The organism is Microcoleus sp. S13C4 (genome assembly GCF_036700865.1).
In the GTDB taxonomy this organism is placed as follows: domain Bacteria; phylum Cyanobacteriota; class Cyanobacteriia; order Cyanobacteriales; family Microcoleaceae; genus Microcoleus.
In genome coordinates this window covers 1-25,302 of the sequence record NZ_JAUBPS010000061.1, presented here as the reverse complement: position 1 = coordinate 25,302, position 25,302 = coordinate 1, and the positions used below count along the sequence as shown (strand labels likewise).

22 protein-coding genes are annotated in these 25,302 nt (G+C 46.1%); 8 read left to right on the top strand and 14 right to left on the bottom strand.

What is annotated here, in order from left to right; all coding sequences use genetic code 11:
• Positions 1–50 precede the first annotated feature (50 nt).
• Together crtE and QT996_RS21920 are read left to right on the top strand one after the other, a co-directional pair.
• Positions 51–977 carry a geranylgeranyl diphosphate synthase CrtE gene (crtE, locus tag QT996_RS21925; RefSeq protein WP_333048885.1) on the top strand — a complete coding sequence of 309 codons (927 nt, stop codon included), beginning with the start codon at positions 51–53 and terminating at the stop codon, positions 975–977.
• Between the two features lie 14 nt (positions 978–991).
• Entirely contained in the window at positions 992–1,450 is a 459-nt protein-coding gene (locus QT996_RS21920) for a divergent PAP2 family protein (protein ID WP_006634136.1), read from the top strand.
• A gap of 53 nt (positions 1,451–1,503) precedes the next feature.
• On the opposite strand, the gene QT996_RS21915 is transcribed toward QT996_RS21920, so the two are convergent.
• The 4 genes from QT996_RS21915 to QT996_RS21900 all read right to left on the bottom strand — a co-directional run bounded on the left by QT996_RS21915 (position 1,504) and on the right by QT996_RS21900 (position 3,852).
• Complete coding sequence (locus QT996_RS21915; protein WP_333048880.1) at positions 1,504–2,007, bottom strand: YbjN domain-containing protein; 504 nt, start codon at positions 2,005–2,007, stop codon at positions 1,504–1,506.
• A gap of 176 nt (positions 2,008–2,183) precedes the next feature.
• On the bottom strand, positions 2,184–3,080 hold the full coding sequence (locus QT996_RS21910; protein WP_333048878.1) for a ferritin-like domain-containing protein: 897 nt from the start codon (positions 3,078–3,080) through the stop codon (positions 2,184–2,186).
• Positions 3,081–3,289: 209 nt separating this feature from the next.
• Positions 3,290–3,523, bottom strand: a complete 234-nt coding sequence (locus QT996_RS21905; protein WP_333048876.1) for a hypothetical protein — start codon at positions 3,521–3,523, stop codon at positions 3,290–3,292.
• 2 nt (positions 3,524–3,525) lie between these two features.
• Positions 3,526–3,852, bottom strand: coding sequence for a hypothetical protein (locus tag QT996_RS21900; protein ID WP_333048875.1), 327 nt, complete (start codon positions 3,850–3,852; stop codon positions 3,526–3,528).
• Between the two features lie 108 nt (positions 3,853–3,960).
• Between QT996_RS21900 and QT996_RS21895 the strand changes: the two genes are divergently transcribed.
• Positions 3,961–4,632, top strand: a complete 672-nt coding sequence (locus QT996_RS21895; protein ID WP_333048872.1) for a hypothetical protein — start codon at positions 3,961–3,963, stop codon at positions 4,630–4,632.
• Positions 4,633–4,871: 239 nt separating this feature from the next.
• Here QT996_RS21895 and glnA read toward each other — a convergent pair whose 3' ends face one another.
• The gene (gene glnA, locus QT996_RS21890) at positions 4,872–6,293 is read right to left on the bottom strand and encodes a type I glutamate--ammonia ligase (RefSeq protein WP_333048871.1); all 1,422 of its coding nucleotides are present in this window, start codon (positions 6,291–6,293) and stop codon (positions 4,872–4,874) included.
• A gap of 337 nt (positions 6,294–6,630) precedes the next feature.
• Between glnA and apcB the strand changes: the two genes are divergently transcribed.
• Positions 6,631–7,140: an allophycocyanin subunit beta gene (gene apcB / locus QT996_RS21885; protein ID WP_333036060.1), complete on the top strand. Its 510-nt coding sequence runs from the start codon at positions 6,631–6,633 to the stop codon at positions 7,138–7,140.
• A 239-nt stretch (positions 7,141–7,379) separates the two neighbouring features.
• Here apcB and QT996_RS21880 read toward each other — a convergent pair whose 3' ends face one another.
• Positions 7,380–7,619, bottom strand: a complete 240-nt coding sequence (locus tag QT996_RS21880; RefSeq protein WP_333048868.1) for a hypothetical protein — start codon at positions 7,617–7,619, stop codon at positions 7,380–7,382.
• Positions 7,620–8,050: 431 nt separating this feature from the next.
• Between QT996_RS21880 and QT996_RS21875 the strand changes: the two genes are divergently transcribed.
• Together QT996_RS21875 and QT996_RS21870 are read left to right on the top strand one after the other, a co-directional pair.
• Positions 8,051–8,893, top strand: a complete 843-nt coding sequence (locus QT996_RS21875) for a TlyA family RNA methyltransferase (RefSeq protein WP_333048867.1) — start codon at positions 8,051–8,053, stop codon at positions 8,891–8,893.
• 143 nt (positions 8,894–9,036) lie between these two features.
• Entirely contained in the window at positions 9,037–9,726 is a 690-nt protein-coding gene (locus tag QT996_RS21870) for a hypothetical protein (protein WP_333048866.1), read from the top strand.
• A gap of 174 nt (positions 9,727–9,900) precedes the next feature.
• Here the strand turns inward: QT996_RS21870 and QT996_RS21865 are convergent, their stop codons facing one another.
• The 5 genes from QT996_RS21865 to QT996_RS21845 all read right to left on the bottom strand — a co-directional run bounded on the left by QT996_RS21865 (position 9,901) and on the right by QT996_RS21845 (position 15,744).
• Positions 9,901–11,373 carry a GTP-binding protein gene (locus QT996_RS21865; RefSeq protein WP_333048865.1) on the bottom strand — a complete coding sequence of 491 codons (1,473 nt, stop codon included), beginning with the start codon at positions 11,371–11,373 and terminating at the stop codon, positions 9,901–9,903.
• 337 nt (positions 11,374–11,710) lie between these two features.
• The gene (locus tag QT996_RS21860; RefSeq protein WP_333048864.1) at positions 11,711–13,159 is read right to left on the bottom strand and encodes a slr1306 family protein; all 1,449 of its coding nucleotides are present in this window, start codon (positions 13,157–13,159) and stop codon (positions 11,711–11,713) included.
• Positions 13,160–13,409: 250 nt separating this feature from the next.
• Positions 13,410–13,832 (bottom strand): thioesterase family protein, encoded by a 423-nt coding sequence (locus QT996_RS21855; RefSeq protein WP_333048862.1) that lies wholly within the window; start codon positions 13,830–13,832, stop codon positions 13,410–13,412.
• A gap of 273 nt (positions 13,833–14,105) precedes the next feature.
• On the bottom strand, positions 14,106–15,188 hold the full coding sequence (locus tag QT996_RS21850; protein WP_333048908.1) for an ATP-dependent 6-phosphofructokinase: 1,083 nt from the start codon (positions 15,186–15,188) through the stop codon (positions 14,106–14,108).
• 313 nt (positions 15,189–15,501) lie between these two features.
• Positions 15,502–15,744 carry a hypothetical protein gene (locus QT996_RS21845; RefSeq protein ID WP_242720156.1) on the bottom strand — a complete coding sequence of 81 codons (243 nt, stop codon included), beginning with the start codon at positions 15,742–15,744 and terminating at the stop codon, positions 15,502–15,504.
• A gap of 137 nt (positions 15,745–15,881) precedes the next feature.
• On the opposite strand from QT996_RS21845, the gene QT996_RS21840 reads away from it, so the two are divergent.
• Together QT996_RS21840 and QT996_RS21835 are read left to right on the top strand one after the other, a co-directional pair.
• Positions 15,882–16,388 carry a hypothetical protein gene (locus QT996_RS21840; RefSeq protein WP_333048859.1) on the top strand — a complete coding sequence of 169 codons (507 nt, stop codon included), beginning with the start codon at positions 15,882–15,884 and terminating at the stop codon, positions 16,386–16,388.
• Between the two features lie 154 nt (positions 16,389–16,542).
• On the top strand, positions 16,543–17,358 hold the full coding sequence (locus tag QT996_RS21835; RefSeq protein ID WP_333048857.1) for an FkbM family methyltransferase: 816 nt from the start codon (positions 16,543–16,545) through the stop codon (positions 17,356–17,358).
• Positions 17,359–17,804: 446 nt separating this feature from the next.
• Here QT996_RS21835 and QT996_RS21830 read toward each other — a convergent pair whose 3' ends face one another.
• The 3 genes from QT996_RS21830 to QT996_RS21820 form a co-directional block, all read right to left on the bottom strand.
• Positions 17,805–19,385: a glycosyltransferase gene (locus QT996_RS21830; protein WP_333048855.1), complete on the bottom strand. Its 1,581-nt coding sequence runs from the start codon at positions 19,383–19,385 to the stop codon at positions 17,805–17,807.
• Positions 19,386–19,503: 118 nt separating this feature from the next.
• Positions 19,504–20,949 carry a xylulokinase gene (gene xylB / locus QT996_RS21825; RefSeq protein ID WP_333048853.1) on the bottom strand — a complete coding sequence of 482 codons (1,446 nt, stop codon included), beginning with the start codon at positions 20,947–20,949 and terminating at the stop codon, positions 19,504–19,506.
• Positions 20,950–20,969: 20 nt separating this feature from the next.
• A complete protein-coding gene (locus tag QT996_RS21820) occupies positions 20,970–25,223 on the bottom strand; it encodes a PAS domain S-box protein (RefSeq protein WP_333048906.1) in 4,254 nt (1,417 codons plus the stop codon).
• Positions 25,224–25,302 lie beyond the last annotated feature (79 nt).

Genomic DNA, 25,302 nt, shown 5'->3' with positions numbered 1-25,302 from the left:
CCAACGGCTCACAATATCCCACATAACTATTCAGTACAAGAGAGCAAGGGATGGTATTGGCAACAGAAATGGGTTCGTCCCAACCGGAATCCTCTTTCGATTTATCTACTTATCTAGTCAAGCGAAAAGAGGCGATCGAGGTAGCTCTCGACAGTGCACTCCCGGTCATCTACCCAGAGAAAATCTACGAAGCAATGCGCTACTCGCTGTTAGCGGGGGGCAAGCGCCTGCGTCCAATCCTGTGTCTGGCTAGCTGCGAACTGGCCGGCGGCACTACATCTATGGCAATTCCGACAGCTTGCGCTTTGGAAATGATCCACACGATGTCGCTGATTCACGACGATTTGCCGGCAATGGACAATGACGACTACCGACGCGGCAAACTGACGAACCACAAGGTTTATGGCGAGGATATTGCCATTTTGGCTGGCGATGGTTTGCTGACCTATGCTTTTGAATTTATCGCTACTAAAACTGAGAACGTACCCCCCCAACAGGTGTTGCAGACGATCGCCCATTTAGCGCGGGCATCCGGTGCTGCTGGACTCGTAGGCGGTCAAGTGGTTGATTTGGAATCGGAAGGAAAGACAGATGTTTCTCTGGAAACTTTGAATTACATTCACGCTCACAAAACTGGGGCGCTGTTAGAGGCTTGCGTAGTTTGTGGGGCAATTCTGGCTGGGGCGTCTGCTGCGGATTTGCAGCGACTGTCTCGTTTCGCTCAAAATATTGGGTTGGCTTTCCAGATCATTGACGACATTCTGGATATTACTGCTACTCAAGAAGAACTGGGCAAAACTGCTGGCAAAGATGTTCAAGCAGGAAAAGTCACTTATCCGAGTTTGTGGGGAATTGAGGAGTCTCGGCGCCAAGCTTCGCAGCTTGTTTCTGATGCTAAGGCTCAATTGGCAGTGTTTGGGAGCAAAGCTCTACCGCTGCTGGCGATCGCCGATTTTATTACCAGCCGCAGTAACTAGATATATCAAACACTATGCAGGAAATTTGCAGCGGCATATTAAACAATCATGTACTCGTGGTTGCTTTGCTCGCTTGTCTGGCGGCTCAGATCATGAAGCTGCCGATCGAGTTGGTCAAAAATCGCAAGTTTAATCTTCGATATTTGGTAACAACGGGGGGAATGCCCAGCGCTCACTCGTCTTTTGTGGGCGCTTTGGCTGCGGGAGTCGGGCAAACGATGGGATGGGAAAGTCCGGAGTTTGCGATCGCTGCGATCTTTGCAATTATTGTGATGTACGACGCAGCAGGCGTCCGCCAAGCAGCAGGCAAGCAAGCTCGCATCCTCAACCAAATTATTGACGAGTTTTTTGAGGAAGATCACAACCTTAATGAGGCTCGCCTGAAAGAGTTGCTGGGACACACTCCTTTTCAAGTGCTTGTCGGTTTGGGGCTGGGAATCACTATTGCTTGGATTGCAGGGCCTGCATATTAGTTAACTGTTAATTGTTGACTGTTGACTGTTGACTGTTGACTGTTAACTAATGACTACTGACCGAATTCTGCTTGCAGAATATCGTCATTATCATCGGCGATAGTGGCGACAATAGTAATAACCCGGGAAATTTCCCCGGTCGAGATTTCGGCGATCGTCCGAGTCGATACTACCGCAACTTGATTATCAACAATGGCAAAATGAGATTCTAAAGTAGACAGCCAATTCATTTCTAGGATTTTCCGCATTAATTGAGCTTCATTCTTCGCTGGCAACTGGAGTACAAAAGCCCAAACAGTCAAAGTATCATCTTCGGTTTCGCCCGTGAGTTGCACGAACACTTCAACACTGCCGTACTTAAACTTCCAAAGATGTCCGCCAGCTTCACTTTGACCGACCATCACTTTTTGGTCTACAGCCATGCTGGCGATGACAGTTTCAATTTCTTCTGCATAGGTGACGGCTGTGGCTTTTTCGACCTGCTCGGAGGCGATCGCGCTTTCACTCGATAGGCTTTCTGCGGAAGCTGTTTGTATGTTCGGCTCGCTGGTAGTCATAATTATATTTAGATGTAAAACTATTCCAATAATCAGTTTACTTGCTAAAGCTTAAAATTATGAGTTTAAATAACTGGTTCCGAGGCTAGGCCTGGGAACCAGTATATCTCGCTTGTTTGCGGAGGCAGACGCAAGTTTGACTTGCAGAGCGGTTTCAACCAGGTTGGCGATCGTATTTAAGCCTTGGGCTTAGTCGCCGCCGGCTTCTTCTCAATGGTATTCAAGCCGTTGAGGAACATGGGCACCAATTTCTCCATAAATGCCTGCGGGTCGCGGTTCCAGGCCCGCTGAGCTACATCGACTCTAGTCATTTGCAGGTCGGGGGCTAGCAGGGTTGCGGGCAAGCGTTCCATCAGGTATTGCGGGCGTTCCCACATCGGCATGGTGTTGGCAATATCCACGAGGCGGGTGACGCGGCGGAGTTCTGCCCCCAGCATGATATCCATTCCCGATTCAAAAGCTGCTTGTTCGATCGCCACATACTTGCGCTTTGCCTGTTCCACCTTCTGGCGGTGTTCCGGGCTTTTGGCAGCTATGGAACCCAGCCAGCGGTTGCCCCAGCGGACGTGACCAGCTTCTTCTGGAAAAATCTTTTCGATGGTTTCGCGGATTTTGACGTTTTCTGCGGTTTGGGGAGCCTGTTTGAGGGCGTGGATGTGCGCTGAGAAGTATTCGCAGCCCCGCTTTTCGGTGACATTGATTGCGGCTAAAACTGCAATTATACCGTCATCGAGGTTGCGGTATTGCTCTTTGTTCAGCAGGCGGTCAAATTCGTCAATGTAGGAGATTCCCGGCGGCGTTCCCACCTTTTGGCCCAAGTCTACCAGCAAGTCGGTGAGCCACATCGCGTGTCGCGCTTCGTCGGAAATGTGCCGGGAGAGGTCGCGCACGAGTTCGGCCGGTTCCCCGTCTAGCCGTTCGATCACGTCGGTGATGTCTTTGCAACTACGCTGTTCGCTGTAGCGGTAGCGGTTGAGGGTGATCAGGTGCAGTTCGCGATCGCGCACTACATTAGCTAAAATTTCGCGCGCTCCCATTGCGTTGCGAAGCTTGCGGGGATAGGCAACAGTCATGCTTTTATGTTGTTTTATAAAGATACTTATATAAGTGTAACGCAGTTTTTTTGACAACCAATTACCTCGCAAGGCTGAAAGTTGTTGTGTTGCAGGCAGATTGAATTTTATACATACAATTTTTTTACTCGCAGATCGATCGACTAAAATAGTTTTGATTTGTCATTTACGCAAGCGTTCCGCGAGGCTCCCAAAGCAATCTCACGCACTCAAAACTTTTCAGGTTCCGTCGAGTCTGAAGCCTCAAGGCTAGCAGGCTCTTGTTGAAATTTGTGCATCTCCTCCACTTCCAGTCTCGCCAGCGTTGTCGCCGCATCCGCTAACTGTAAAGCCAGATTCATCCGACCAACTGGGTTTTTCTCTTTCCAAAGGTCTTTTGCCAAGAAATGCACTCGATAGCGAAACATTTTAATTGACTGTGATGGAATAACTTTAGCTGTCATGATTATAGTCTCTCTTCAACTGTAGCTAGGATGCGAAACAGTACCCGTTCGGGTTCTAGATAGACAAATGTCAGTATGATTACTTGATCTTCATTGGTGATTGTGACATCCCAGGTGGCCGATCGCGGTTCAACCAGTTCATGCCTAACTATTACAGTATATTGTCCTGCTGCCAAGTCATCAAATCCCGCATCTGCCTCCATCAAAGCCACTGTCTCCTCGGCCAGTACCCGTCCGTCCCGATTTAGTAAAGTAATGAAGGCAATGCCATCAACTGAAGTCATTGCCATGTTATTTTGATTGCGTACCATCACAAAAATATCCGACATTATCTGCTAGTTGCTAATTGCTGCAAATTGCTAATTTACCACAACAGCAACACCGCGCAAGCAAGGCGGATAGACGGTCATCCGATTTGAGATTTGAGATTTGAGATTATGGACTTAATGGAAATAATAACAAGACTAAATTATATGCACACTCTTACTGAAGATGAATTTCATTTAGAAGCAGAGCCTTTCCTTCGGAAAATTTTTGTTCACGACAATCCGTTTAACCAACCTTTCACATCACAGGTGATAGGACGCACAATTATCTATCCTTGTGACGGTGAAAATGACCTTCTCCTGATTGACGCACTAATTAACGCAGCAGTAAATTTAGGTGATACTGGCTCCTATATCTCCCTACTACCTACAGGATACCCAAGCGCTCACCTCAGTCACTGTTATATCTCATTATCAGAGTTTCTTGAGGGGTACTCTGGAACAGAAGAAGATAGGCTAATTGGACCGAGGTTGGGTATAAATCCTTATACTTCAGACAGTGTTATTTATTCAGCCCAAGGTAAGTGGGGGCTGATGAAATCACATGAAGGTTTTGGATTGCTGGGTGGATCACTAGAGTTTATCGAAGAGATTCGAGGATATGTCCCGGATTTAGACAAGCAGGTGTATGGTTTGTTTAAGCGTTTGCGAGACCTTCTGTTGGATTGTGGTGTGAATCCCCCAGATATCACTCGAAATAAATGGTTGCCAACGTTGTTAACCCATGTGTATGGTTCTCAAGTCCCTGAAAAGTTGTTGTTGGAGGAGACAGAGCTAACCTAGAGCGCAGGTCTATCAAAGATTAGTTCAGAAGCTAATGTGGGTTAACCAAATTGAATAAGTACAGCACGGTTATGGAAGCTCACAGATCAATACACGAAGGATGCCACCGGACTTAATATAAAATTTTGAGTTCGCATAAATTATTAAAAAAGTCGCCTGCAAGGGCGACCTTTTTTTCGATTAGACATCAACGACAAACAATGAGAATTCTCAATTGTTCAGGTTGGATTATTAACTATCTAACAGTCGTAGTAGAGAGCAAACTCGTAGGGGTGAGGACGCAGCCGCATTGGGTTGACTTCATTGTCGAGTTTGTAGGAAATCCAGGTTTGGATGAAGTCTTCGGTAAATACACCAGTGTCAGTCAAGAAACTGTGGTCTTTTTCTAAAGCTTCTAAAGCGCCTTCCAAGGAACCGGGAGTTGAAGGAATCTTGCTCAATTCTTCAGGGGAAAGGTCGTAGATATCCACGTCCAAAGGTTCGCCGGGATCGATTTGATTCTTGATGCCGTCTATGCCGGCACACAGCATGGCTGCAAATGCTAAATACGGGTTGGATGTAGCATCGGGACAGCGGAATTCTAACCGCTTGGCTTTGGGGTTGGTTCCCGACAACGGAATCCGCACTGATGCCGATCGATTTCCTTGAGAGTAAGCTAAGTTTACAGGCGCTTCAAAGCCCGGAACTAAACGCTTGTAGGAATTGGTCGTGGGGTTGGTGATTGCCAAAAGTGCCGGTGCGTGCTTGAGAATGCCACCGATGTAATGCAGTCCCATTTGACTGAAACCTGCATATTGATCGCCTGCAAATAGAGGCTGGCCGTCTTTCCAAATCGACTGGTGAACGTGCATCCCGGAACCGTTGTCGTTAAACAGCGGTTTGGGCATGAAGGTGATGGTTTTGCCGTATTTTTTGCCGACGTTTTTGATGACGTATTTGTAAGTCAGCAAGTAGTCGGCGGCTTTTACCAAAGTGTCAAAGCGGAAGCCGAGTTCGCATTGACCGCCGGTGGCGACTTCGTGGTGGTGCTTTTCGATGGGTACGCCGCATTTTGCCATTGTCAGCAGCATTTCCGTTCTCATGTCTTGAGAGGTATCGGTTGGTGCTACTGGGAAATAACCTTCTTTGTAACGCGGTTTGTAGCCGAGGTTGCCGCCTGCTTCTTCTTTGCCGGAATTCCAGCGACCTTCGATCGAATCTACGTAATAGTAGCCGGAATTTTGGGTTTGGTCGAAGCGAACGTCGTCAAAAATAAAGAATTCTGCTTCCGGGCCAAAGAATGCTGTATCGCCGAGACCGGTCGAAAGCAAGTAGTCTATGGCTTTTTGGGCAATGGTGCGGGGACAGCGACTGTACGGTTCGCCGGTGCGGGGTTCTTTGATGCTGCAAATGAAGCTGATGGTCGGTTCTGCCATGAACGGGTCCATCCAAGCGGTGGTCGGATCGATGACCATCGTCATGTCAGATTCGTTGATGGCTTTCCAGCCCCGAATGCTGGAACCGTCGAAGGGTACGCCGTCTGTGAATGCGGTTTCGTCGATTTGGTCGTGGTACAGGGAAAGGTGCTGCCAGATCCCCGGCATATCGATGAACTTTAGGTCAACGATCTGGATTTTATTTTCTTTTATGTAATTTAAGGCTTCTTGGGGCGTCTGGAACATGACTTACTCCTGATATTGGTTGTGTCTTAGCGATCGGCCGATTTCAGACTGTTTGGGCGATCGTAGGCCTTCAGTATCCACTATTTTGTAGCCATAGATACAAAATTTAGAAATAGGGGCCCAGTACAGTCGGGCAGTTCGAGATTCTGGCCCTGTCGATTTTTCGGCTGAAGATACAAGGCAAACGGCTGAATTTTACGACAGTTTGCCGGGGATAGACTACCCTTCGTGAAAATCCCATCTCAAATCTTAATCAAACGCCGATTTGTAGTAGTCTACAATAGGCAGTCTGTCTCAGATAGCAAAGTATTGATAAAGATTTTTGGGAGAGAAACTTATGCGCGATGCAGTGACGAGCCTGATTGAAAATTATGATGTTGCTGGTAGGTATTTAGACCGGGATGGTATCGATCGGTTGAAATCTTATTTTGCAACGGGCACGGCACGGGTACAGGCGGCGGCTGCGATTAACAGCAATGCTGCGGCAATTGTCAAGCAAGCTGGTATCCAGCTATTTGCTGAACAGCCGGAACTGATCCGTCCCGGGGGAAATGCCTACACGACTCGTCGCTACGCGGCTTGTCTGCGGGATATGGACTACTACTTGCGCTATGCTACTTACGCCCTGGTGGCTGGAAGTACCGACGTGCTGGACGAGCGCGTGCTGCAAGGTTTGCGGGAAACTTACAATTCTCTAAGCGTTCCCATTGGCCCGACGGTAATGGGGATTAGCATTATGAAGGAGATGGTTAAGGCTCAAGTGCAAGCTGCTGGCTTGTCTGTGGGGCCTTTTTTGGATCAGCCTTTTGATTACATGATTCGCGAATTGAGCGAACAAGATATTTAAGTCAATTTGCTAGTTCTTTTAGCAACAAATTGCACTTGTGGCTGGCAGTTAGCAGCAGTTAGATCGATCGCTTTTTTTGGCATCACCGCCTCCAAGCGATCTTTTTTTTATGGGTTATGCCATTTGAGATTAAAGATTTGAGATTAAAAATTTGAGATTAAAGATTTGAATAATTGGAAATGACTTATGAATTAAGGGTTAGGAGCTTCCCTATAATTGCATTTTTTTTTGAACTGGTGTTAAAAATCGCCAACACATCCCCAGACGAGGCATTTGTCGAGGGGATTTTTGCTTTGGCGCCTAGCAACTTGTTCGGCGGTTGTTGCTTCTACTTCGCCGTTAGGGTAAACAATGTGGATGATGTCACCGCTGACGAAGGCAAGGGGATTTTCTTGACAATTGGCAGAATCTCTGATAGGAAAGTTAATTGTTTTCATGGTCGATCGCCCTGCTGATATTTGTAGTGCTTTTAGCTGCATATAAATCATCTGCCATTGGGCGCAATTTTTGTGTGATTCCTATGAATGTTGAGCTGTGATAAAAGTACACAATCGGAGCGATCTCAGTCACATAATGTAAGCTGGGGGCGATCGCCCCGCGACAATCGCCAAACCAAAATGCTTGCCAAAAATCAGCAGTCGGGCTTGTGCGTAAGTGCTAATCTGGTACTGTCTTTAACCCATTGGTGTCAACTTAACGTCAAACCCCATCACAGACTGCTATGTGGCTATTAAATCTAGATCCCCCCTAGCCCCCCTTAAGAAGGGGGGGAAAAGAGTCTTTTCAAAGTCCCCCTTCTTAAGGGGGATTTAGGGGGATCTAGACTTAGCGTAAAAACGAGATTTCCCAAGGGTTTCAGGCTTAAGTTGACACTAATGGTTCTTAACCCTATCCGTACAAATTAAAAACCTTGGCTAAACAGCGACTAGACACATTATTGGTCAGCCTAGATTTGTGCAGTTCCAGACAGCAAGCTCAGGCCTTGATTCGGACTGGGAAAGTCTCGATCAACCAACAGGTAGTTGACAAACCGGGCACTGAGGTTGACATTGCAGCAAAAATTCAGATTAAAGAGCGATCGCGCTATGTTTCCAGAGGCGGCGACAAATTAGCCAAAGCTTTAGAAGTTTTTGCGATTCCCGTTGCAGGCAGAATTTGTCTCGACGGCGGCATTTCCACAGGGGGTTTTACCGACTGTCTGCTGCAAGCCGGCGCCTCCCTAGTCTACGGCGTAGATGTTGGCTACGGTCAAGCAGATTGGGGCTTGCGGAACGATCCGAGGGTAATTTTGAAAGAACGCACCAATTTGCGGTACATGACTGTTACTGAGCTTTACGGCGACTCTGCGCGAGCAGATTTGGCGGTAGTAGATGTGTCGTTTATTTCCCTGGATAAGATTTTACCGGCACTGTGGGAATTGTTGGTACCACCGCGAGAAGCGGTGTTGTTGGTAAAGCCGCAGTTTGAGGTAGGGCGCGAGAGAGTCGGGAAAAAAGGCGTAGTGCGAGACTCAGCAACTCAAGCTGATGCGATTTTTCAAGTGTGGAAGGCAGCCACAGCTTTAGGATGGCAGCAACGCGGCTTAACGTGGTCGCCTTTACTTGGCCCGGCCGGTAATATCGAGTATCTTTTATGGTTGGGGATCGATCGCGAACAAGAACCAGACCAGAGGGCGATCGAAGAGGGTGTTGTGAAAGAACGGATCGCACAAGTCACCAAAGCGGCCGCGCGCGAACTTGTTGATCGACTGTAGATTTTAGATTTTAGATTTTAGGTTTGTTCCAGTATCTCAAGCTAATCAATGTTAAAAGTCAGATTTGGAGTTCCACATTAATGTAAAATTTCAAGTTATTTTGTCAATCGGACTCCTCAACTTTCACAAGAGTGAATAATTCCATGCAATCATTCAAACAAGCCGGTTCGATTTTATTGTACGTTCTAGGTGGCATCGGGTATGTGGGGATTGTAGCTACTATTGTAGGCGTTTCAATTCTCATCAAGTGGGCAGCTCTGCTACTAGCAGACAAATTATTATATACAATTCTGATTATCGGCGATTTGTTGAGGGGTATCGAAATTATTGAACTGTTAAATATATTGGTATTTGCTTTTATCGGTATGGGAGTGGGTGTGGCGACCAGGCTTTTACACCCTCAATACGGTCGCAAAATTAGTGCGGCTTTGTTGATAGTTATAGTTCCCTTAGTTTTCATGATTACGCCAGCCATTCGATATAATTCTTGGCTGGAAAAAGTGCAAGAATCGGATAAATTATCACCTCCGCAAACTGCAACCTTAACTAACTCATTTTTGAAGAGAAAAGTAGGATTGCCTGGTTTTATCGGTTATTACGTATATACTGGTCAGTTTCCGGTTATTCCGACGAAACAATCGGAGATGAAAGACCTTGACAGTTTTGAAAAAAAAGTTAATTCCAGATTTGTACAGTTTACAGGTATTGCTCCGACTATTGTTTCTTGGTCAATGCGGGTTTGTTTTTGGCTGATTAGAATATTTTACTTTTCTATAGCGGTAATTGCGACGATCGCTCATTTTAGGGAAGGTGTGAGAATCGCGAGACGGTAATACGATTTTCGATTAAAGAATTGGGAACCACTGATGACTATCGTGGTTTGGAACACGGGCCTAAAGTTGCATTTTTTTTGACAATTGTATAAGAATAAAAGCAGTAGGGTGCGTCAGATGCTCGCTCTTCGATTATTAAGAAATAACCCTATGCTGACGCACCCTACTCAACTACTACGGCAATTTTTCATTGCCAATTTTGAACTCTTGCTGCAAGCGAGCGATAATTGTATTACGCTCGATGGTGGCGAGAATTTCTTGAATTACCGTATCTTGTCCCAGCGGGCCCCAGGTGCAGCCTTTTTCTAAATAAACTTGGGCGGCGCGACCGACAGCGTAGGTTCCGTAAGCTGCTAAACTAGCTTGAGTGACAGCGACTCCCGCAAAAGTAGAAAAGCCGATGTGCGGGGCCGCTGCGGCCGCAGTTTTGCCGAATCCCAACAGAAAACTGCTACCCAATTCTCCCAAAAGTACGCCACCAGCGCTGGAGAAAATAGTCTGCCAAAGTTTCCCCGCTTCGTAACCAGTCATAGGTAAGCCGTAAAGTCTGGATAAAGAGCGAATTAAGGCTAAATCGGCGACAGTTGCTCCCATTACATCCAAGAATGCCACGGGATTTAAACCGACAGCCAAAGCTTTATATTTTGCAAATTGCCAAATTAAATCTTCGGCTTCTGTTTGTCGCAATTTGAGAACTTGACGGGCAATATTTGCTTCGGCATCTCTAGCTTCAACTAAAGCATTTAGAGCGAGGAGCGATCGACCTTCTCTGTTAAGAATTGTGAGAATTTTATGTTTGAGTTCGTCTATCTGCGCGGGCGGCGACTCCCATTCGTTAGTTACTCTTCCGTCAGACCATTCCACGCGCACTTGCACCGGCGCGGGTTCGGCGGCTACCATGACTATTTCTAAAGATTTGGCAGTTTTAAGCGGTGATTGTGTAGTAGATTTATGGGAGGAGTTGTTTGGGCGATCGGACAAATTTTCGCTATCTGTTTCCTCTGTTACCGAAGCGGCTGCTGCTAACTGTTCAGAATTTCCCAGCGCTTGCAAACTTTGGTAAATAGCTTTTCTGTCTAATTCTGGATAAAGGTCAATTTTATTAAAAACTAAAATCAGCGGTTTTTGAGCTGTTTGCAATTCGCACAGTGCTTGATATTCTGTGCGCGTGATATCGCCTGCAACGACAAACAGAATTAAGTCTGCTTGGCGAGTTACTTGTTTCGCCATTTCGCCGCGCACTTCGCCGCCAACTTCATCAAGTCCGGGAGTATCAATTAATTCTACTTGGATTTTTTCTTTGTCTTCTGTGGTGGGAAGATAAGGAATCGTCCAACGCACGGAACGCGGCCACTGAGTTACGCCGTTGAGAGGACCTGTTTGCAGAATTTTTTGACCTAAAAGCGCGTTTAATACGGCTGATTTGCCACGGCTGACTAGGCCAAATGTAGCAATGCGAATGACGTTGTAGTCGAGTTTTTCTGAGGTGGAAGTTAAAATATCTAACTGCTTTTGCAGCGTTGCTTCTAATTCTGTATTATTCGAGTTTTTTTTGCCTTGGCGCAGGTGGGAATAGCGCGCCAGGGACTCGCGCAAACTGGCACGGGCTAGGGATAATCGATTTTCTTGAGGGGAATTGTCAGCCATTGGCGATCGGCTTTTTTAAGCAGGTATAATTTAGCGTTGAATTATAAATCCTATTTCTTATTTTAATACAATTTTTTATAAATTTATAACTTTTTATTTGGGAATTAGGTAGGGATACGGTACTGCCGTGTCCTGATGGATATTTTGGGCTAGCGACGGGATTTAATATCAGATATCCTAGGCGATCGACCAAATTTAATATCGGATGCTGGACTAATTTTAATTTGTCGCTGAATTAAGGGTTTCTTAATGGGCTGGGGCTAGGACACGGCAGTACCGTGTCCCTACGGATATCATGGGCTATCGATCGAATTTAGCATCTGATGCTGGACTACTTCTAATTGGCTACCGACTTAACGGTTTCGGGCCCAGATACCTGAGATGAAAGGCGACTCGCCACTTGATTGACGAAAGATTGCAAGAAGGAAACTTGCTGATTTTGCGTAAATACTGCTTGCAAAGTTTTAGTCAACTGGGCGAGATTGAAAATGCCTTTGGCAGCATTTTCCAATTCTTGACTTTGGAAATATTCAATTAAACTCAGTCCTGCTATTCGGGTAAAATATGCTGCACTAATTCCCTGCACCGCGCCTCCTGCTACATAGGTGACGGCATTGCTTTTCAGCAGTCCAGTAATAGTTTGGGTAGACAGTTCTACTAATCCCAATTTGAACATTTGATTAGCCAAAGTACCCGCTACTGTCTTAGCTTGGTCTAAGGAAAACTGTTGCTTGTAGATAGCGCCGAGATCGATTACGAGTTGGGTGCTGATGGCAGTTGTTGCTAGCAAGTCTAAAGCCGGAACCGGATTAGCAAACACGGTGGCGGCGGCGATGTACTGATATTGTTCGATAATGGGAATTGCCCGATCGCGCCTGACTGCATTTAAGAAGGTTTTCGCCTCTAACTTGATACTTGCAGCCTCGCGCACTGCACTCGCCCAGACCAACTGTTGCCGTTCTTCCGTTAAGATTTTAGTCAATCTTTCCGTCAGCGCGTCGAGTTGAGAGACTTGATTTTCGATCCGTTCTTTAAATGTGCCGTCCGCTTGGTGCTGGCGCACTTTAATAGAATTGGGAGAAGCTGCGATCGCAATTATATCTTCAGTTCCCAATATTCCTTGCATTTTCTGCTGCAAAGAATGCAAAACCTGCGACTGCTGTTCTGGTAAATATTGGTCTAGTTTGTTCCAGACTAGCAGCACGCGCTGACCTGCGGCAGCTAGCTGAGATAATGTTTTAAATTCGGAATCTGTGATGTCGCCCGCTGTCACAAACAGCACTAAATCACCGCCGATTTTGGCATCGGTATTTGTATTAGCAAATAGCGGTGCTGTTTCTGGAAAACTCAGCTTTTGTGGGTGTTGAGATGCCCAATTAGAATTTAAAACTTGAATTAAGGCAGTTTTGCCAACAGCTTTGCCACCAGTGACGGTAATCCGCAAATCTTGTCTGTCTAATTCCGCTCTGAGCCGATCGAGCTTTGCTGTTAGATTAGCAGGATCGGCCGAGTTTTGAGCTTCTGAAGCCAGCAATTTAATGGCGGCTTCGGAAGTCGCGATCGCTTTTTCGGCTGCTTCTCGGTTCGCCAAGGGTTGCGGGAGTGCGAGTTCGAGTTTGGGGGATTGTTGCTTCCACCACCAATACCCCGCACCGGCAGCCGCCAAGCCGATGAGTGCCGTTTCGCCCATTTCTGAACCCGAATGCTGTAGAGTTTCTAACAGCCACAGCGCTGCTGAAAGTCCTATTCCGCCTATTAAAATCGGTCGCCGCAAGTTAAGTGTCATTTTTCCCTTCCTGTGGGTATTGTCGCCAAGCTTAACATTCGCCGGCTTGGCCTCCCTCCCTATATTCCATCGTACCTCTGCGGCATCAAAATTGGCAGGCGGGCGAGCCGACTTTTTACGATCGGGATTTGCGGCCCCGGCGACAATCAACTTTTTCCACTTCTACAAACGGGGAATAGGGGACAGAAGTCCTCACTACAAACCCATAGATTTTTACAGGATTTTGCCAATATAATAGTTGATTTTTTCTCTATGTTGGTAATGCTTGAGATTGTGATTCAAAAATATCAATTATTTGTTTGGGAATTGCTCGCGGTCGCATGGTGGTAACTTCAACCCAAACCCAAAGCGCCTCGGCTTTTAACAATATTTCGTCACTTCCCAGTAAGCGAATTTCGTAGCGGCGGACGGCGCGCGGGCCGCGCAGTTGTTCGATCCAAGTTGATATCTCCAATCGATCACCCGCGGCTGCCGATCGCAAATAGTCAATCTCTATCCGCCGCATTACAAAAACGCCGCCCAATTCCCGGTAGCGATCCAGTGTAAATCCCAAGTGTTCTAAATGTTCGATCGCAGCGTGTTCTAAATAATGCTGGTAGACAGCATTATTTACGTGACCGAGGGCGTCCATTTCGTAATGGCGCACTCTAATTTGTGTAGTAAATGGTGTCAATTTCTCACCTTTCCACTTGTTGCGGTATTTTGTAGTTCCGAGTGCGATCGCACTCTGGGTCGATACTCGCTCGGAACTGATTGCAAGTTACACTAATCATAGTTGAAACGCCACTACTTCCAGGTTAATATTAGTCCTGGAAGCACCGCCGATGAGCACCTTGGTTTTTTAACCACAATACACTGGCTTAAAACCCTCAGTCTCGGTTAACCCAGTTTCGTGGTTCTGAATGCGTCCCGGACTAAACCTTTGAGAAATCGGACGGGTAATTGTTTAGTCTCCCAGACAAATTCCTAAACCGCGAGCCGTTTTAACTAGAGTACCATTGAAGTCTACAGGTCGGTATTTGGCGATCGCATCTTCCAGAGGAACGCTCACAACTTCCCGCTTTTGCCAAGATACCATGCAGTCGTATTTCTCTTCGGCAATTAAATCAACTGCTGCGATGCCAAAAGCAGAAGCAATTAACCTTTCTAGCGATGAAGGAGTTCCTCCGCGTTGAATATGTCCTAAAACAGTGACGCGAGTTTCGGCACCGCTGCAGTCAGAAATTGTATCAGCTAAATACTGACCAATTCCGCCTAATCGACTTTGACCTAAGCGATTTGTGTGCATTACTAACTCGCCTTCTTCAGTGCGAACTGCCTCCGCTACTATAATTAAACAGTAGTTTTTTCCCCGGTCTTGGCGTTCTTGGATTTGGGCACAGATTTGGGAAATTTTGTAAGGGATTTCGGGAATCAGAATTATATCAGCTCCCCCAGCAATTCCGGCACTGATCGCAATATGTCCAGCGTCGCGTCCCATGACTTCAACAATCATGACGCGACTGTGACTGGCCGCAGTAAAATGCAAGCGATCGAGTGCTTCAGTGGCAATATTGACAGCAGTATCAAAGCCGATGGAACGCTCGGTAATTCCGACATCATTATCAATAGTTTTAGGAATAGCAACTAAATTCAAATTACCTTGTTGAGCAATCTTCCTGAGAATGGCAAGACTACCGTCGCCACCAATGCCAATTAAAGCATCCAAACCTAGTTGATGATAGCCTTCGATAATGTCCTCAGCACGATCGCGTAGAGTCCCATCCGGCATCGGGAAAGCAAAAGGGTTGCCCGTATTTGTCGTGCCTAGCATCGTACCGCCAATGGTGAGCCACGAGTCTACTTTCTCAATATCCAAGGGAATTGCTTCAGGGGGACGACTCATCAATCCGTTGGTGGCTTGACGAATCCCCATCACTTTCCAATTGTAAGTTCCCGTTGCGCGGTAGACAACGGCTCGAATAACTGCGTTTAAGCCTGCACAGTCACCCCCGCTAGTGAGGATACCGATACATTTTTGTTCTCCCATAATTAATGCCCGACTTTTGTTCTGAAGAACATGAGTTGATATTTTTAGATCGCGATCGTTCAATCCTGATTTTCGACGTAAATAGGTAGGCGGAAATAAACTTTACTCTGTAACAGAATGTAAAGCTATCATAACTTTTGTGATAGCTTTCATAAGAGATCGCTCCTTTGGGGAGGGTTTCACTCGTTTTTGACTATTTATGTATTTTCCAGCTTCATCGATCTAATTGAGTGGCTCATCTCTGACGCACCCTACAAGTTCGATCGCCAATTAAGTAGCATCGCCAATCACCGTCTCCAACAAAGCATCAATTTTACTTCGGATTGAGGCGTTTAGAAACTTGGTTAATTATACCGCTGAGAATAGCACCGCCCATAAGAATTCCCAGGGCGGGATTAAATACGGGCTGCCAGAGACTGTACCACAAATCAAAACCGAGATTCACCCCGGTCGATCGACCAGCTACTGCGATGACAAACCACCCAAAAATGGCAAAGACGAAAAACACATCAGCTACTAAAAGCAAATTAAGCAAGTTAAGAAATTTATCTTTCATTGTCGAGGGTTCCTTTTGAGTGTATATGTGTCAACTTGTGGCAAGCAGTTGGTAAGGGAGCAGATTGATAGCTGCAACTGGCGATCGAATAAAGATAAAATATCATTCAATTGTTTTCGCGCACAGGCTGTCAAAATATGGTTCGCTATACACTTCCTCAAAGCCCCGAAATTATTTTAACTGTCAAAGGGAAAGATTCAGCCAAAGCCCGTGAAGAAGCGATGGATCGGCTGATGGATCTCATGGATGAGGGCAAGCTGCCTACGGAACTCGTGGAGGGTTTTGGGCCCAAGCAGTTTGTTGAAGTTAAGGATATCGAAGATGCTGCGTCTGACGGCGAGGATGCGATTACGGAAGCCGTCCAGATCTTGAGCAATTTGGCAAGTCTCAAATTGAAAGTCATGGAATCCCGCGAAGAAGCACTCAAAATCCGGGCGGCGATCGACATTTTGTTTACAGATGAGGCTGTGACTGCCGAGGAAATTGGTCGTTTGAAAGATGGTTTCAAGGTTCTCAAAAACTTCGCTCAAGCTAATGTCCGCTATCGAGAAGCTAGAAGTAAAGCCGAAGAAGCGCGGGCAATTCTCGACGAAGCTTTGCAATCTGTCGAACCGGAAAACAAGGCGCAGAAATCCGCGAAATAGTAGCAGGTTACGTTAAAACCTATTTCTGTCATTGCGATCCGAAGGGAAGCAATCGCCTAGGTTTGCGATTGCTTCGTTTCTTTATTCGGACATACAATAACTTTGCTGCCGGATATAATATTAATTTTATCCACATTGAAATCAGGAAAAAATTGTGAGCCAACAAACAGGAATTGTCAGAAACTCGATGTCAGGCAGCTTGCTGCTGGCTAAACAGTTAGGTTTTGAACCAAAAACTGTGATTGATGTCGGTGCTGCCTTGGGAACTTTTAACCTTTACGAGACTTTCCCCAATTCGCGACATTTGCTAATTGAACCCATCGCCGAAAATGAACCTTATCTCGCCAAAATTTGCCGCAAGCTCAAAAGTGCAGAATACATTATCGCTGCGGCGAGCAAAGAAGCGGGAGTTTTCACGCTTAACGTCAGTCCCTCTATGTTGCATTCTGCAATTTCTGAAAATCGCGTTACTGACAGCAGCAATCCTTATTTGAGAAACATACCAGCAATTACCCTGGATGGAATATGTAGGGAAAGGAATTTGCCAGGCCCGTATTTAATTAAAGTTGATGTAGACGGACAGGAAGTAGATGTTTTAGCGGGAGCAACTGAGATTTTGCAGCAGACTGAATATGTAATTGTAGAAGTTACTTTGTTCGGTCAGATGTATGATGTAATGAGTTTTATGAAGTCCCAAGGATTCGCAGCTTACGATATTGTTGATTTGTCATATCGCCCGATTGATAAAGCTTTGTGGCAAGTTGACATGGCTTTTGTGAAGGAATCCGGTCACTTCCGAAGAGAGAGGGGTTTCGCGACAGGAGAGCAGGATATCGAAGCACTTAACTCGCATCTCCAAGCTTATCGGGAAAGTTTAATCCAATACATTGACACTCATTACAGCGGCCCAGTAGAGCCGGAACCACAGGTTACTCAAGCTGTTTTGGGCGAAGATTATGTCATCATTTAACTCCAGTTGTTTCCATCTGATACTAAATCCGGGTCGCACTTCGCACGCTTATTTAATTAATCCTCAACATCTAAAAAACTGGTTTTCTAAATGCTGCTATTGCCGTCTATAAGCTGGCAATCTGCTGTAAATTGGCTTTCATTGGATATCAGAAAGTGGGAATGTCCTAATGCGGGCCTCACCAGGATAGAAACATCAATGCAGCTAAAAAACATTAGAGATCAAGGTTTACGAATTTGAGGTGTAGGGCAACCTTCGTAGCTTCTGGAGGTAGAGTAAGACCAAGTAAAGGCACTGCTTTTACTTGGCATCAAGCTGTCAAGGAAGAATTCCCCGTCAAGCTACGCTGTGACGGGGGAGGGTCAACTACCGCAATTAATCCCAAGGCGCTTTTGTTGTGAATCGTTGAGTTGCTGTCAACCATTAACCAGTGGAGGGGGTCAATTCTATTTCTTTAGCCCAAGGTATTGCTGCCAAAATATAGTAGATGTCATTTCCTTTGAAGCACTTTTCCATTGTGTACTTACGGATGACCATTCATTAATACCTTCAGCAGCAACTTTAAACCACCTAGTCAAAAGGTTAGTACCAGCTAATTTATCTACCTCGTTTTGGTTATTATAGCTTTTACTAAGCTTTACAATGCTCATGTGAAAGGTTTCTGGATCACAATTTTTGATAAAATCTGGACCTTTTAGATAGTCTTCAAAAGCTTTTACAACCATCTCTACATGATTATAATCAAATTTTGCTAAAGCCTGAAGTATTACTTTTGTCAAATGCTCAACTGCATCCATATATTCTGGAGAATAATGGATGGAATAAGCTATTAAATCATTGCGGATATAATAATAATTTTCCCAATTTACATTCTTGGCCGCCGCTGGTTGATGCCACACCGCCATTGATGGAAAAGCTACAATGTTATTGCCCAACTCTTTTATTCTTAAACCAAACTCTACATCATCTATTTTGATAAATAAAGGCAGCGGTAATTTAGTTTGTTCAACAAGTTCCTTAGAAAAAGAGAAAAACCAAAATCCGCCATAGTCTACATCTTCTTCCTTGAGCAACCTGTTGAGAGAATTAGAATCTCGTAAATCGATATTATAATTTAAAGCAATTAATGCCCCAGGCCCAAATCCTCTAGTTTTAGAATAGGCGTTGTACGATGCTCCTGCTTCATACAACATATACTTTTTTTGTAAATTTAGCAGTCCACCCGCTACAGCAAAATCAGAATTGGCGTATTCATACAAAGGAAATAATTTATAAATACATTCACTTTCTAACTCTATATCATCATCCATAAGCAAAAAGTGAGAATATTTTTCTTCCTCTAAAGCTTCGACCAACCCTCTGGTAAAGCCCCCGCTTCCACCAGCATTTATATTAGGAACTAGCCTCAGTTTTGGCTTTCCGAAATCAGCTTCATCTAAAGTTCTACCATTATCAACAACGAATACTTTAAAGTCCTTGGTTTCGAGTAATTCATCTTGAAAAATTGCAGTTAATGTATTTTGTATGAAGTCCTCTTTTTTAAAGGTGCAAATTACAATCCCCAAGGATGCTTCTCTAGTTTTACTTTGATCGGTTGCTATCCATGCCCCTTTAAATGCACCCTGTTCACTAGAACAAGTTATTTCAAAATATATTCTGCCCGCTTTTTTACCTTGAAGGAGATTTATTGGTGAGATTTTTACAGGGTCAGAGAATTGACATTTCTCAAAGCTCTGTTCAGAAATTATTTCTTTGTTTTTTTGTCCATCAAATTCTCGGTAAACAGAAACTTTAAAATCGCCTTCAAGTTTCAGCACATAGTAGATAGAGCTAAGAGTTGTATATTGAGTATAAAATCTCTCGTAAAACGAATTAAAGTAAGAATTTGAGGAGACAACACCACCCTGAGATAAAACAACTTTTTTGTCATCTTCCTGGTAGTTTATAGATGCAGATTCATTACACCGTATATATACATCCGAGCTCTCGGCTGATTTTGGTAGCTTAATTCCAGCTAATATATTCATGTAATATCTACCTCTTATTCTAGCAAACTTAGTTATTTTATTTGACTGATGTTAAACAGTCTTAGCTTAAGAGTAATTTGTGGATAGGTTCTAGTACCTCCCCCTTTAGGCATAACTCCTATGACATTTTTTTAAGTCGTGGATAAAGAGATTGATATCGAAACCAAGCCTCTTCTAGGATTGGATCAACTGATTGGGGAGTGGCAGCAAGCATTGGTGTGGCTGCCAGTTTGATGGTGTCATTAGCATCTGCGTATACGCCAATTCCGATACCCGCTAGTAGAGCAGCACCACGTCCGGAAGCCGCAGCAACTGTAGTTGCATAGAGGGGTATTCTCAATACATCGGTCAGTAATTGTTTCCAAGGCATTTCTGCAGTTCCACCGCCTGCTAAACGCAGTTCTGTCGCTTTAAAACCTGTTGCTTCAAGTGCTTCAAAACCTTGTCGCAAAGCAAAAGCCACTCCCTCTAAAGCCGCCCTCATCAAGTGCGCCTGTGTGTGATGAAGTCCCAGCCCCACCCATGCCCCACGTATATATGGATCAAGGTGTGGAGTTCGCTCACCCGTGAGGTAGGGCAAAAATGTCAACCCTTCACACCCTGGGGGAACAGAAAACGCTTTAGTATAGACTTCCTGCCAGCTCAAACCGAGGATACCTCGCACCCACTCAAGCGCTAGCCCCGCATTTTGCATTGCAGCAAGGGTGTACCACTGGTTAGGTATGGCGGAGCGATATAGATGTGTACGACCATGACGATCGATAATTGGTTGCGATCGAGGTGTAATGATTTGAGCGCCTGTGCCGATTGTTAGTTGAACCAAACCAGGCTCTAGTAGTCCGTTGCCAAGTGCCGCCGCTGCGGTATCCGCAGCACCAGCGATAACGGGTAAGCCAACTCTTAAGCCAAGATGCTCTGAAGCAATAGTTGTTAGATAACCTGCGATCGCACTAGAGGGGATAATTTTTGGTAACCAATCACCACGTAGATTCAGCGCTGAGATTGCATCCTCTGCCCAGTTGTCCGACACAACATCGTAAAGCAAAGTACCGCTAGCATCAGATGGTTCGGTTGCGACTTCTCCAGTCAGCCGTAACCGCAGCCAATCTTTTGGCTGAAGTGCCCAACGCGCTTCGGTGTAGACAGTAGCCTCGTGTTCTCGTAGCCACAACAAAGTGGGGCCCGCCATTCCAGCCGTAATCGGGTTGCCCAATCGCTCTCGAATAGCGGCATCGAGCGCATGATAAGTGTTCAGCGTGGCACTAGAGCGAGTATCTGCCCAGAGGATAGCAGGACGCAGAGGCTGACCCGACTCCGAAGCTAGGACAACACCGTGCATTTGCCCTGAAAGTGCGATCGCCTGTACTTGGTCAGCGTGATTTCCCACTGCCTTCCTAACAGCCGAGGCAACCGCTAACCACCAATCCCCTGGCTCCGACTCAGCCCATCCAGGTTGGGGTGCATGAACAGGATAGGAGCTTGATGCTTCACCTATAGTGGTTCCGTCTGTCGCTAGGAGCAATGCCTTAGCAGAGCCTGTTCCTAAATCTATACCAAGCAGCATTAGGCTAATCCTCAAATCATTTAGTGTCTTAGCAAACGGGCGATCGCTTTTACCAATTCATCAGGTTCAACAGGCTTGGAGATATGGATCTGAAATCCGGCAGCTAAGGCTTGCTGCTGATTGATTTCTCCAGCATAGGCAGTAAGTGCGATCGCAGGAATCAGGCCTCCCTGTTGGGGTGACCACTTTCTAATTTGCCGAATCAGGGCATAACCATCGATCTCTGGCATCCCAATGTCACATAACAGCAGATCGGGGATAGATTGATTCAGCAGGGCCAACGCCTGTGCACCGGAAGCGGCTGTCGTAACTTGTGCGCCAGATTGCATCAGGGTGAATGCTGCCAACTCCCGCATATCTGCATCGTCGTCTACAACCAAGACATGAATACCTGTTAAGTCTGCCGCACTATCTGGGTGTCTGTCCTCAGAAGAGGGTTCTGGCTCGACAATGTTTAACGGTAGCCGGATGGTAAATGTAGCCCCTAAGTTTTGTCCTAAGCTGTCTGCTCGAACCGTTCCTCCATGCAGTTCGGTAAGATGGCGAACGATCGCCAGCCCCAATCCCAATCCGCCGAATTGTCGGGTTATTGTGCCATCTTCTTGACGGAAATAGTCAAACACATGGGGTAAGAAGTCTCGTGTGATGCCTTTTCCAGTATCTTTGACTTGAATCTGAGCATACATACCAACCTGCTCTAGTTGCACCTCGATTCGTCCTCCGGCGGGGGTGAATTTCACGGCATTGGAAAGGAGGTTCCAGACTACCTGTTGAAGGCGATTTGTATCACCTGAAACCGTTCCTGAAATAGGATTAAATGTGGTCTGGATTTGAATTTGTTTGGCTTCGGCTGCCAGTTGTACCGTTTCCCGTGCAGCCTCAATCATTGCCGCTAGATTCACAGGAGCGACGTTTAACGTCATTTTTCCTTGCAGAATGCGCGAGACATCCAACAAGTCCTCAATTAATTGAGCTTGCAGCTTGGCATTGCGTTCGATCGTTTCCAGGGCTTGCTGGGTTTTTGTGGTATCTAGTCGCCCAGTTCGTAGCAATTTTGTCCAGCCCAGAATTGGATTGAGAGGCGATCGCAACTCGTGGGACAATACGGCTAAAAATTCGTCTTTAATGCGGTTAGCGGCTTCTGCTTTTGCGCGATCGCGTTGAGCAATCCGGTATAACTGAGCATTGTCGATCGCCAAAGAAGCACGACGAGCCAATTCCTCTGCCAGTCCCAAATCTTTCGGCGTGTACTGTCGTCCAGATTCGGCTGAAACAAAGGAGATGACCCCTAGAATTCGTGCCTGAGTTCGTAGTGGCACCGTCATTACAGATCTGAATCCAACCTGCCGCAGCATCTCTAAATGCTCTGAGTCACGCGCTGCCTGTACCAATAGTTCATCGGGAATCTCCGGCACTAAATCAGGTTGTCCAGTTCGCAGCGTAAATGCAGCACCGCGAGCGCCATCCGGGTTCAGAGGATAATTGTCTCTAATCTGATACGCCCATTTCAGTTTGGCAGGGTCGATGTGAGCAACCGCAATCGGCTCGATCAAACCATTTTCCTCAACGATGTGAACCGTACACCAGTCCGCTAATTCCGGTACTGTAAGCTGCGCGACTCGCTCTAGAGTCGTTTGATAATCGAGTGAGGATGCAAGCACTGCACTTGCTTCAGAGAGAAAGCGTTGTGCACGTTCTAAATGCACCTGTTCCGTCACATCTACCACATAGACTAAAACCCCTTCGACCTGACCATTTGAGTTAACAGTTGGAAGATAATAAACGTTGTAGTAGCCGGGACGGCGATCGCTGCGGCCGGGAACATTCACCGCAAAGTTCGGTGAAATGAAGGGATTCCCTGTGGCGTAAATCTGATCAAAGACTTCAACTAATTTGGGCTCGGATTGACCAAAAAGTTCTGGAATTGAATAGCCTAACTGTTGCTCGCGGGTTAATCCATTAATTTCTGCTAATGCTTCGTTGATGGCAATAAATCGCTGGTTTTCATCTAACAGAGCAAGTCCAATGGGTGAGGTTTCAAAGATGGTTTCCAGTTGGCGCTGTGCGGCTTCCGCTTCGGCCCGTGCAATGCGCTCGCGTTCTAACAGTTGTTCTCGTTCTTGTTCTGCTTGCTTGCGCTCCGTCACATCCAGCACCAGCGATAACACCGAAATCATCCGTCCCGATTCGTCCCTGAGACTGGAGTTATACCACTCGCAATGCACAAGGTTGCGCTCTTTCGTGTAATTGCGGTTGTATGACAAAATATGGGGTTCTTCACCAGAGACAAGCCGTTGGCAGACTTCAGCAACCGCTTCCAGGTCTTCCTCAAAGACAAAAGGTATCTCTGTTAAAGATTTGCCTAGAATTTCTTCGGCTTTCCAACCCAAAATCCGCTCTGCACCAGCAGACCACCGAATGATTTGAAAGTCTCGATTCCATTCAACGACTGCCATTGGAGAGTTTTCAACATGGAAGTTGAGCTTTTGTAGGGCTTGACGCAATGCCTCTTCTGCTTGCTTGCGTTCTGTGATATCAATGACAACTCCGATCGAGTGCTTGGGATTTCCCTGAGAATCATAAGTAAACTGTCCTCTGGCTTCAACCCAGTGAATCGAGCCATCTGACCAACGCAGGCGATATTCATGCTGATACTCTTTCTTGTCAGCTATGGCCTGCTGAAATTTCGCCTCAGCTTCTGCTAGGTTATCGGGATGAACATGACTTGCCCAAACCTCATAGTTGGGTTCGCACTCATTCGGTTGAAGACCGAGTACCATGAAGTGTCCTTCTGACCAAAGCAAGGCATCGGTCTGCATATCCCAATCCCACGTTCCCATGCGTCCGACCTTCAGCGCGAGTTGCAGACGCGCTTCACTTTCGCGCAATTCCTCTTCCGCCCGCGATCGCTCCACGGCTAGCCAGGTTTTTTGAGCAATTCGCTCCATCACCGCCACATCTTCCTCCGTCCAGTGGCGAACCGAGACATGGTGCAACACCAACAATGCGACAAATTTCCCCTCTTTCACCAATGGAACACATAGCAGAGACTTGGTTTGGATGGCATCAAAGCCAGCCGCCCCAACTCCGATAGTTCGAGGATCGCGATCGACATCATCCACGACGATTGTTCTGCCTTGCTTTAATTCCGCAATGAGTGTAGGGCCAAACGAATCCAGGTGATGTCTACCCACCACGCTGACTACACCATTGCAATAGTCGCGATCGACAATGACATATTCCTGCGTTGGATCAATTTCACCGTAGGTACAGCGAGTGACACTAAAGTGTTGTCCTGTGGCACAAACCACCTGCCACATAATTTCTTTTGGGTCTTCAATAGTACGAATCGCATCATTCAATTCGATTAGGAATTGCTGAATTTCTTCTTTCTGCTGAAGCTCTTCGAGCAGTTGTTCAATTTGTTGCCTTGCCCGCACCTGGGCTGTCACTTCAATGTTATAAATCAACACACCTTGAATGATTCCCTCAGCATCCCGCCAAGCTGCAAAGATGCAGTGGAAAAATGCTTCTTCCAACACTCCATCGCCGTTCCGATCCCAGTAAGTAGGCGATTCATTCACAATGAACGTTTCTCCCGTCCGGTAAACACGATCAAGCCCTTCAAAGTAAATTTGTCCCTCTATCTCCGGGAAAACGTCCCGTATAGATTTCCCGATAATGTCTGGAGTGCGCCCAGTCCCTTGCAGGTAGGTGGGATTGGCAAATTCATACACAAGATCGGCACCTTTAACAATGCCAATCATGGCAGGCAATTGCATCAGGATGTCATGCAACCGCTGGCGTTCGGTTTCTGCTTCGAGTCGGGCAGATTGTTCTAGTTTTAAAAGGCGATCGCGCTCTGCTTCGATCTGTTTGCGTTCCGTGATGTCAACCGAAACGCCAATCATACGAACTCCCCGTCTGCTTTCATCCAGATAAACTCGTCCCTGACTGTTGATCCAACGCACAACTCCGTCCGGACTAATTACCCGATACTCCTGCAGGTATGACTGTTCTCCCGCAATTGCTCCTTGAGCCGCTTGGATCACCCGTTGTCGATCGTCTGCATGAATGAGCGCAAAAAAGTCTTCTCCCGTGCCTTCTTGAAGACCCCAAACTTCTAGAGCATTAGCAGAACACAGGACCTGATTGGTCGGCAAATCCATATCCCAGACAACCATCTGAGTCGCCGTTAATGCCAATCGCAGGCGTTCTTCGCTCTCTCGTAAGGCCTGTTCAACTTGTTTGTAATCCGTTACATCACGAGCAATACTCAGTAGACCTCTTGCGAAAGTGCGCTCGTTCTAGGTAAAATAAAAGAAAAAATTAGATTAATAATATGAATTACGA

What these genes read in the sequence shown, in the direction of transcription:
- crtE (WP_333048885.1), top strand. Translation starts at nt 51, where the DNA reads ATGGTATTGGCAACAGAAATGGGTTCGTCCCAACCGGAATCCTCTTTC.
- QT996_RS21920 (WP_006634136.1), top strand. Translation starts at nt 992, where the DNA reads ATGCAGGAAATTTGCAGCGGCATATTAAACAATCATGTACTCGTGGTT.
- QT996_RS21915 (WP_333048880.1), bottom strand. Translation starts at nt 2,007, where the DNA reads ATGACTACCAGCGAGCCGAACATACAAACAGCTTCCGCAGAAAGCCTA.
- QT996_RS21910 (WP_333048878.1), bottom strand. Translation starts at nt 3,080, where the DNA reads ATGACTGTTGCCTATCCCCGCAAGCTTCGCAACGCAATGGGAGCGCGC.
- QT996_RS21905 (WP_333048876.1), bottom strand. Translation starts at nt 3,523, where the DNA reads ATGACAGCTAAAGTTATTCCATCACAGTCAATTAAAATGTTTCGCTAT.
- QT996_RS21900 (WP_333048875.1), bottom strand. Translation starts at nt 3,852, where the DNA reads ATGTCGGATATTTTTGTGATGGTACGCAATCAAAATAACATGGCAATG.
- QT996_RS21895 (WP_333048872.1), top strand. Translation starts at nt 3,961, where the DNA reads ATGGACTTAATGGAAATAATAACAAGACTAAATTATATGCACACTCTT.
- glnA (WP_333048871.1), bottom strand. Translation starts at nt 6,293, where the DNA reads ATGTTCCAGACGCCCCAAGAAGCCTTAAATTACATAAAAGAAAATAAA.
- apcB (WP_333036060.1), top strand. Translation starts at nt 6,631, where the DNA reads ATGCGCGATGCAGTGACGAGCCTGATTGAAAATTATGATGTTGCTGGT.
- QT996_RS21880 (WP_333048868.1), bottom strand. Translation starts at nt 7,619, where the DNA reads ATGCAGCTAAAAGCACTACAAATATCAGCAGGGCGATCGACCATGAAA.
- QT996_RS21870 (WP_333048866.1), top strand. Translation starts at nt 9,037, where the DNA reads ATGCAATCATTCAAACAAGCCGGTTCGATTTTATTGTACGTTCTAGGT.
- QT996_RS21865 (WP_333048865.1), bottom strand. Translation starts at nt 11,373, where the DNA reads ATGGCTGACAATTCCCCTCAAGAAAATCGATTATCCCTAGCCCGTGCC.
- QT996_RS21860 (WP_333048864.1), bottom strand. Translation starts at nt 13,159, where the DNA reads ATGACACTTAACTTGCGGCGACCGATTTTAATAGGCGGAATAGGACTT.
- QT996_RS21850 (WP_333048908.1), bottom strand. Translation starts at nt 15,188, where the DNA reads ATGGGAGAACAAAAATGTATCGGTATCCTCACTAGCGGGGGTGACTGT.
- QT996_RS21845 (WP_242720156.1), bottom strand. Translation starts at nt 15,744, where the DNA reads ATGAAAGATAAATTTCTTAACTTGCTTAATTTGCTTTTAGTAGCTGAT.
- QT996_RS21840 (WP_333048859.1), top strand. Translation starts at nt 15,882, where the DNA reads ATGGTTCGCTATACACTTCCTCAAAGCCCCGAAATTATTTTAACTGTC.
- QT996_RS21830 (WP_333048855.1), bottom strand. Translation starts at nt 19,385, where the DNA reads ATGAATATATTAGCTGGAATTAAGCTACCAAAATCAGCCGAGAGCTCG.
- xylB (WP_333048853.1), bottom strand. Translation starts at nt 20,949, where the DNA reads ATGCTGCTTGGTATAGATTTAGGAACAGGCTCTGCTAAGGCATTGCTC.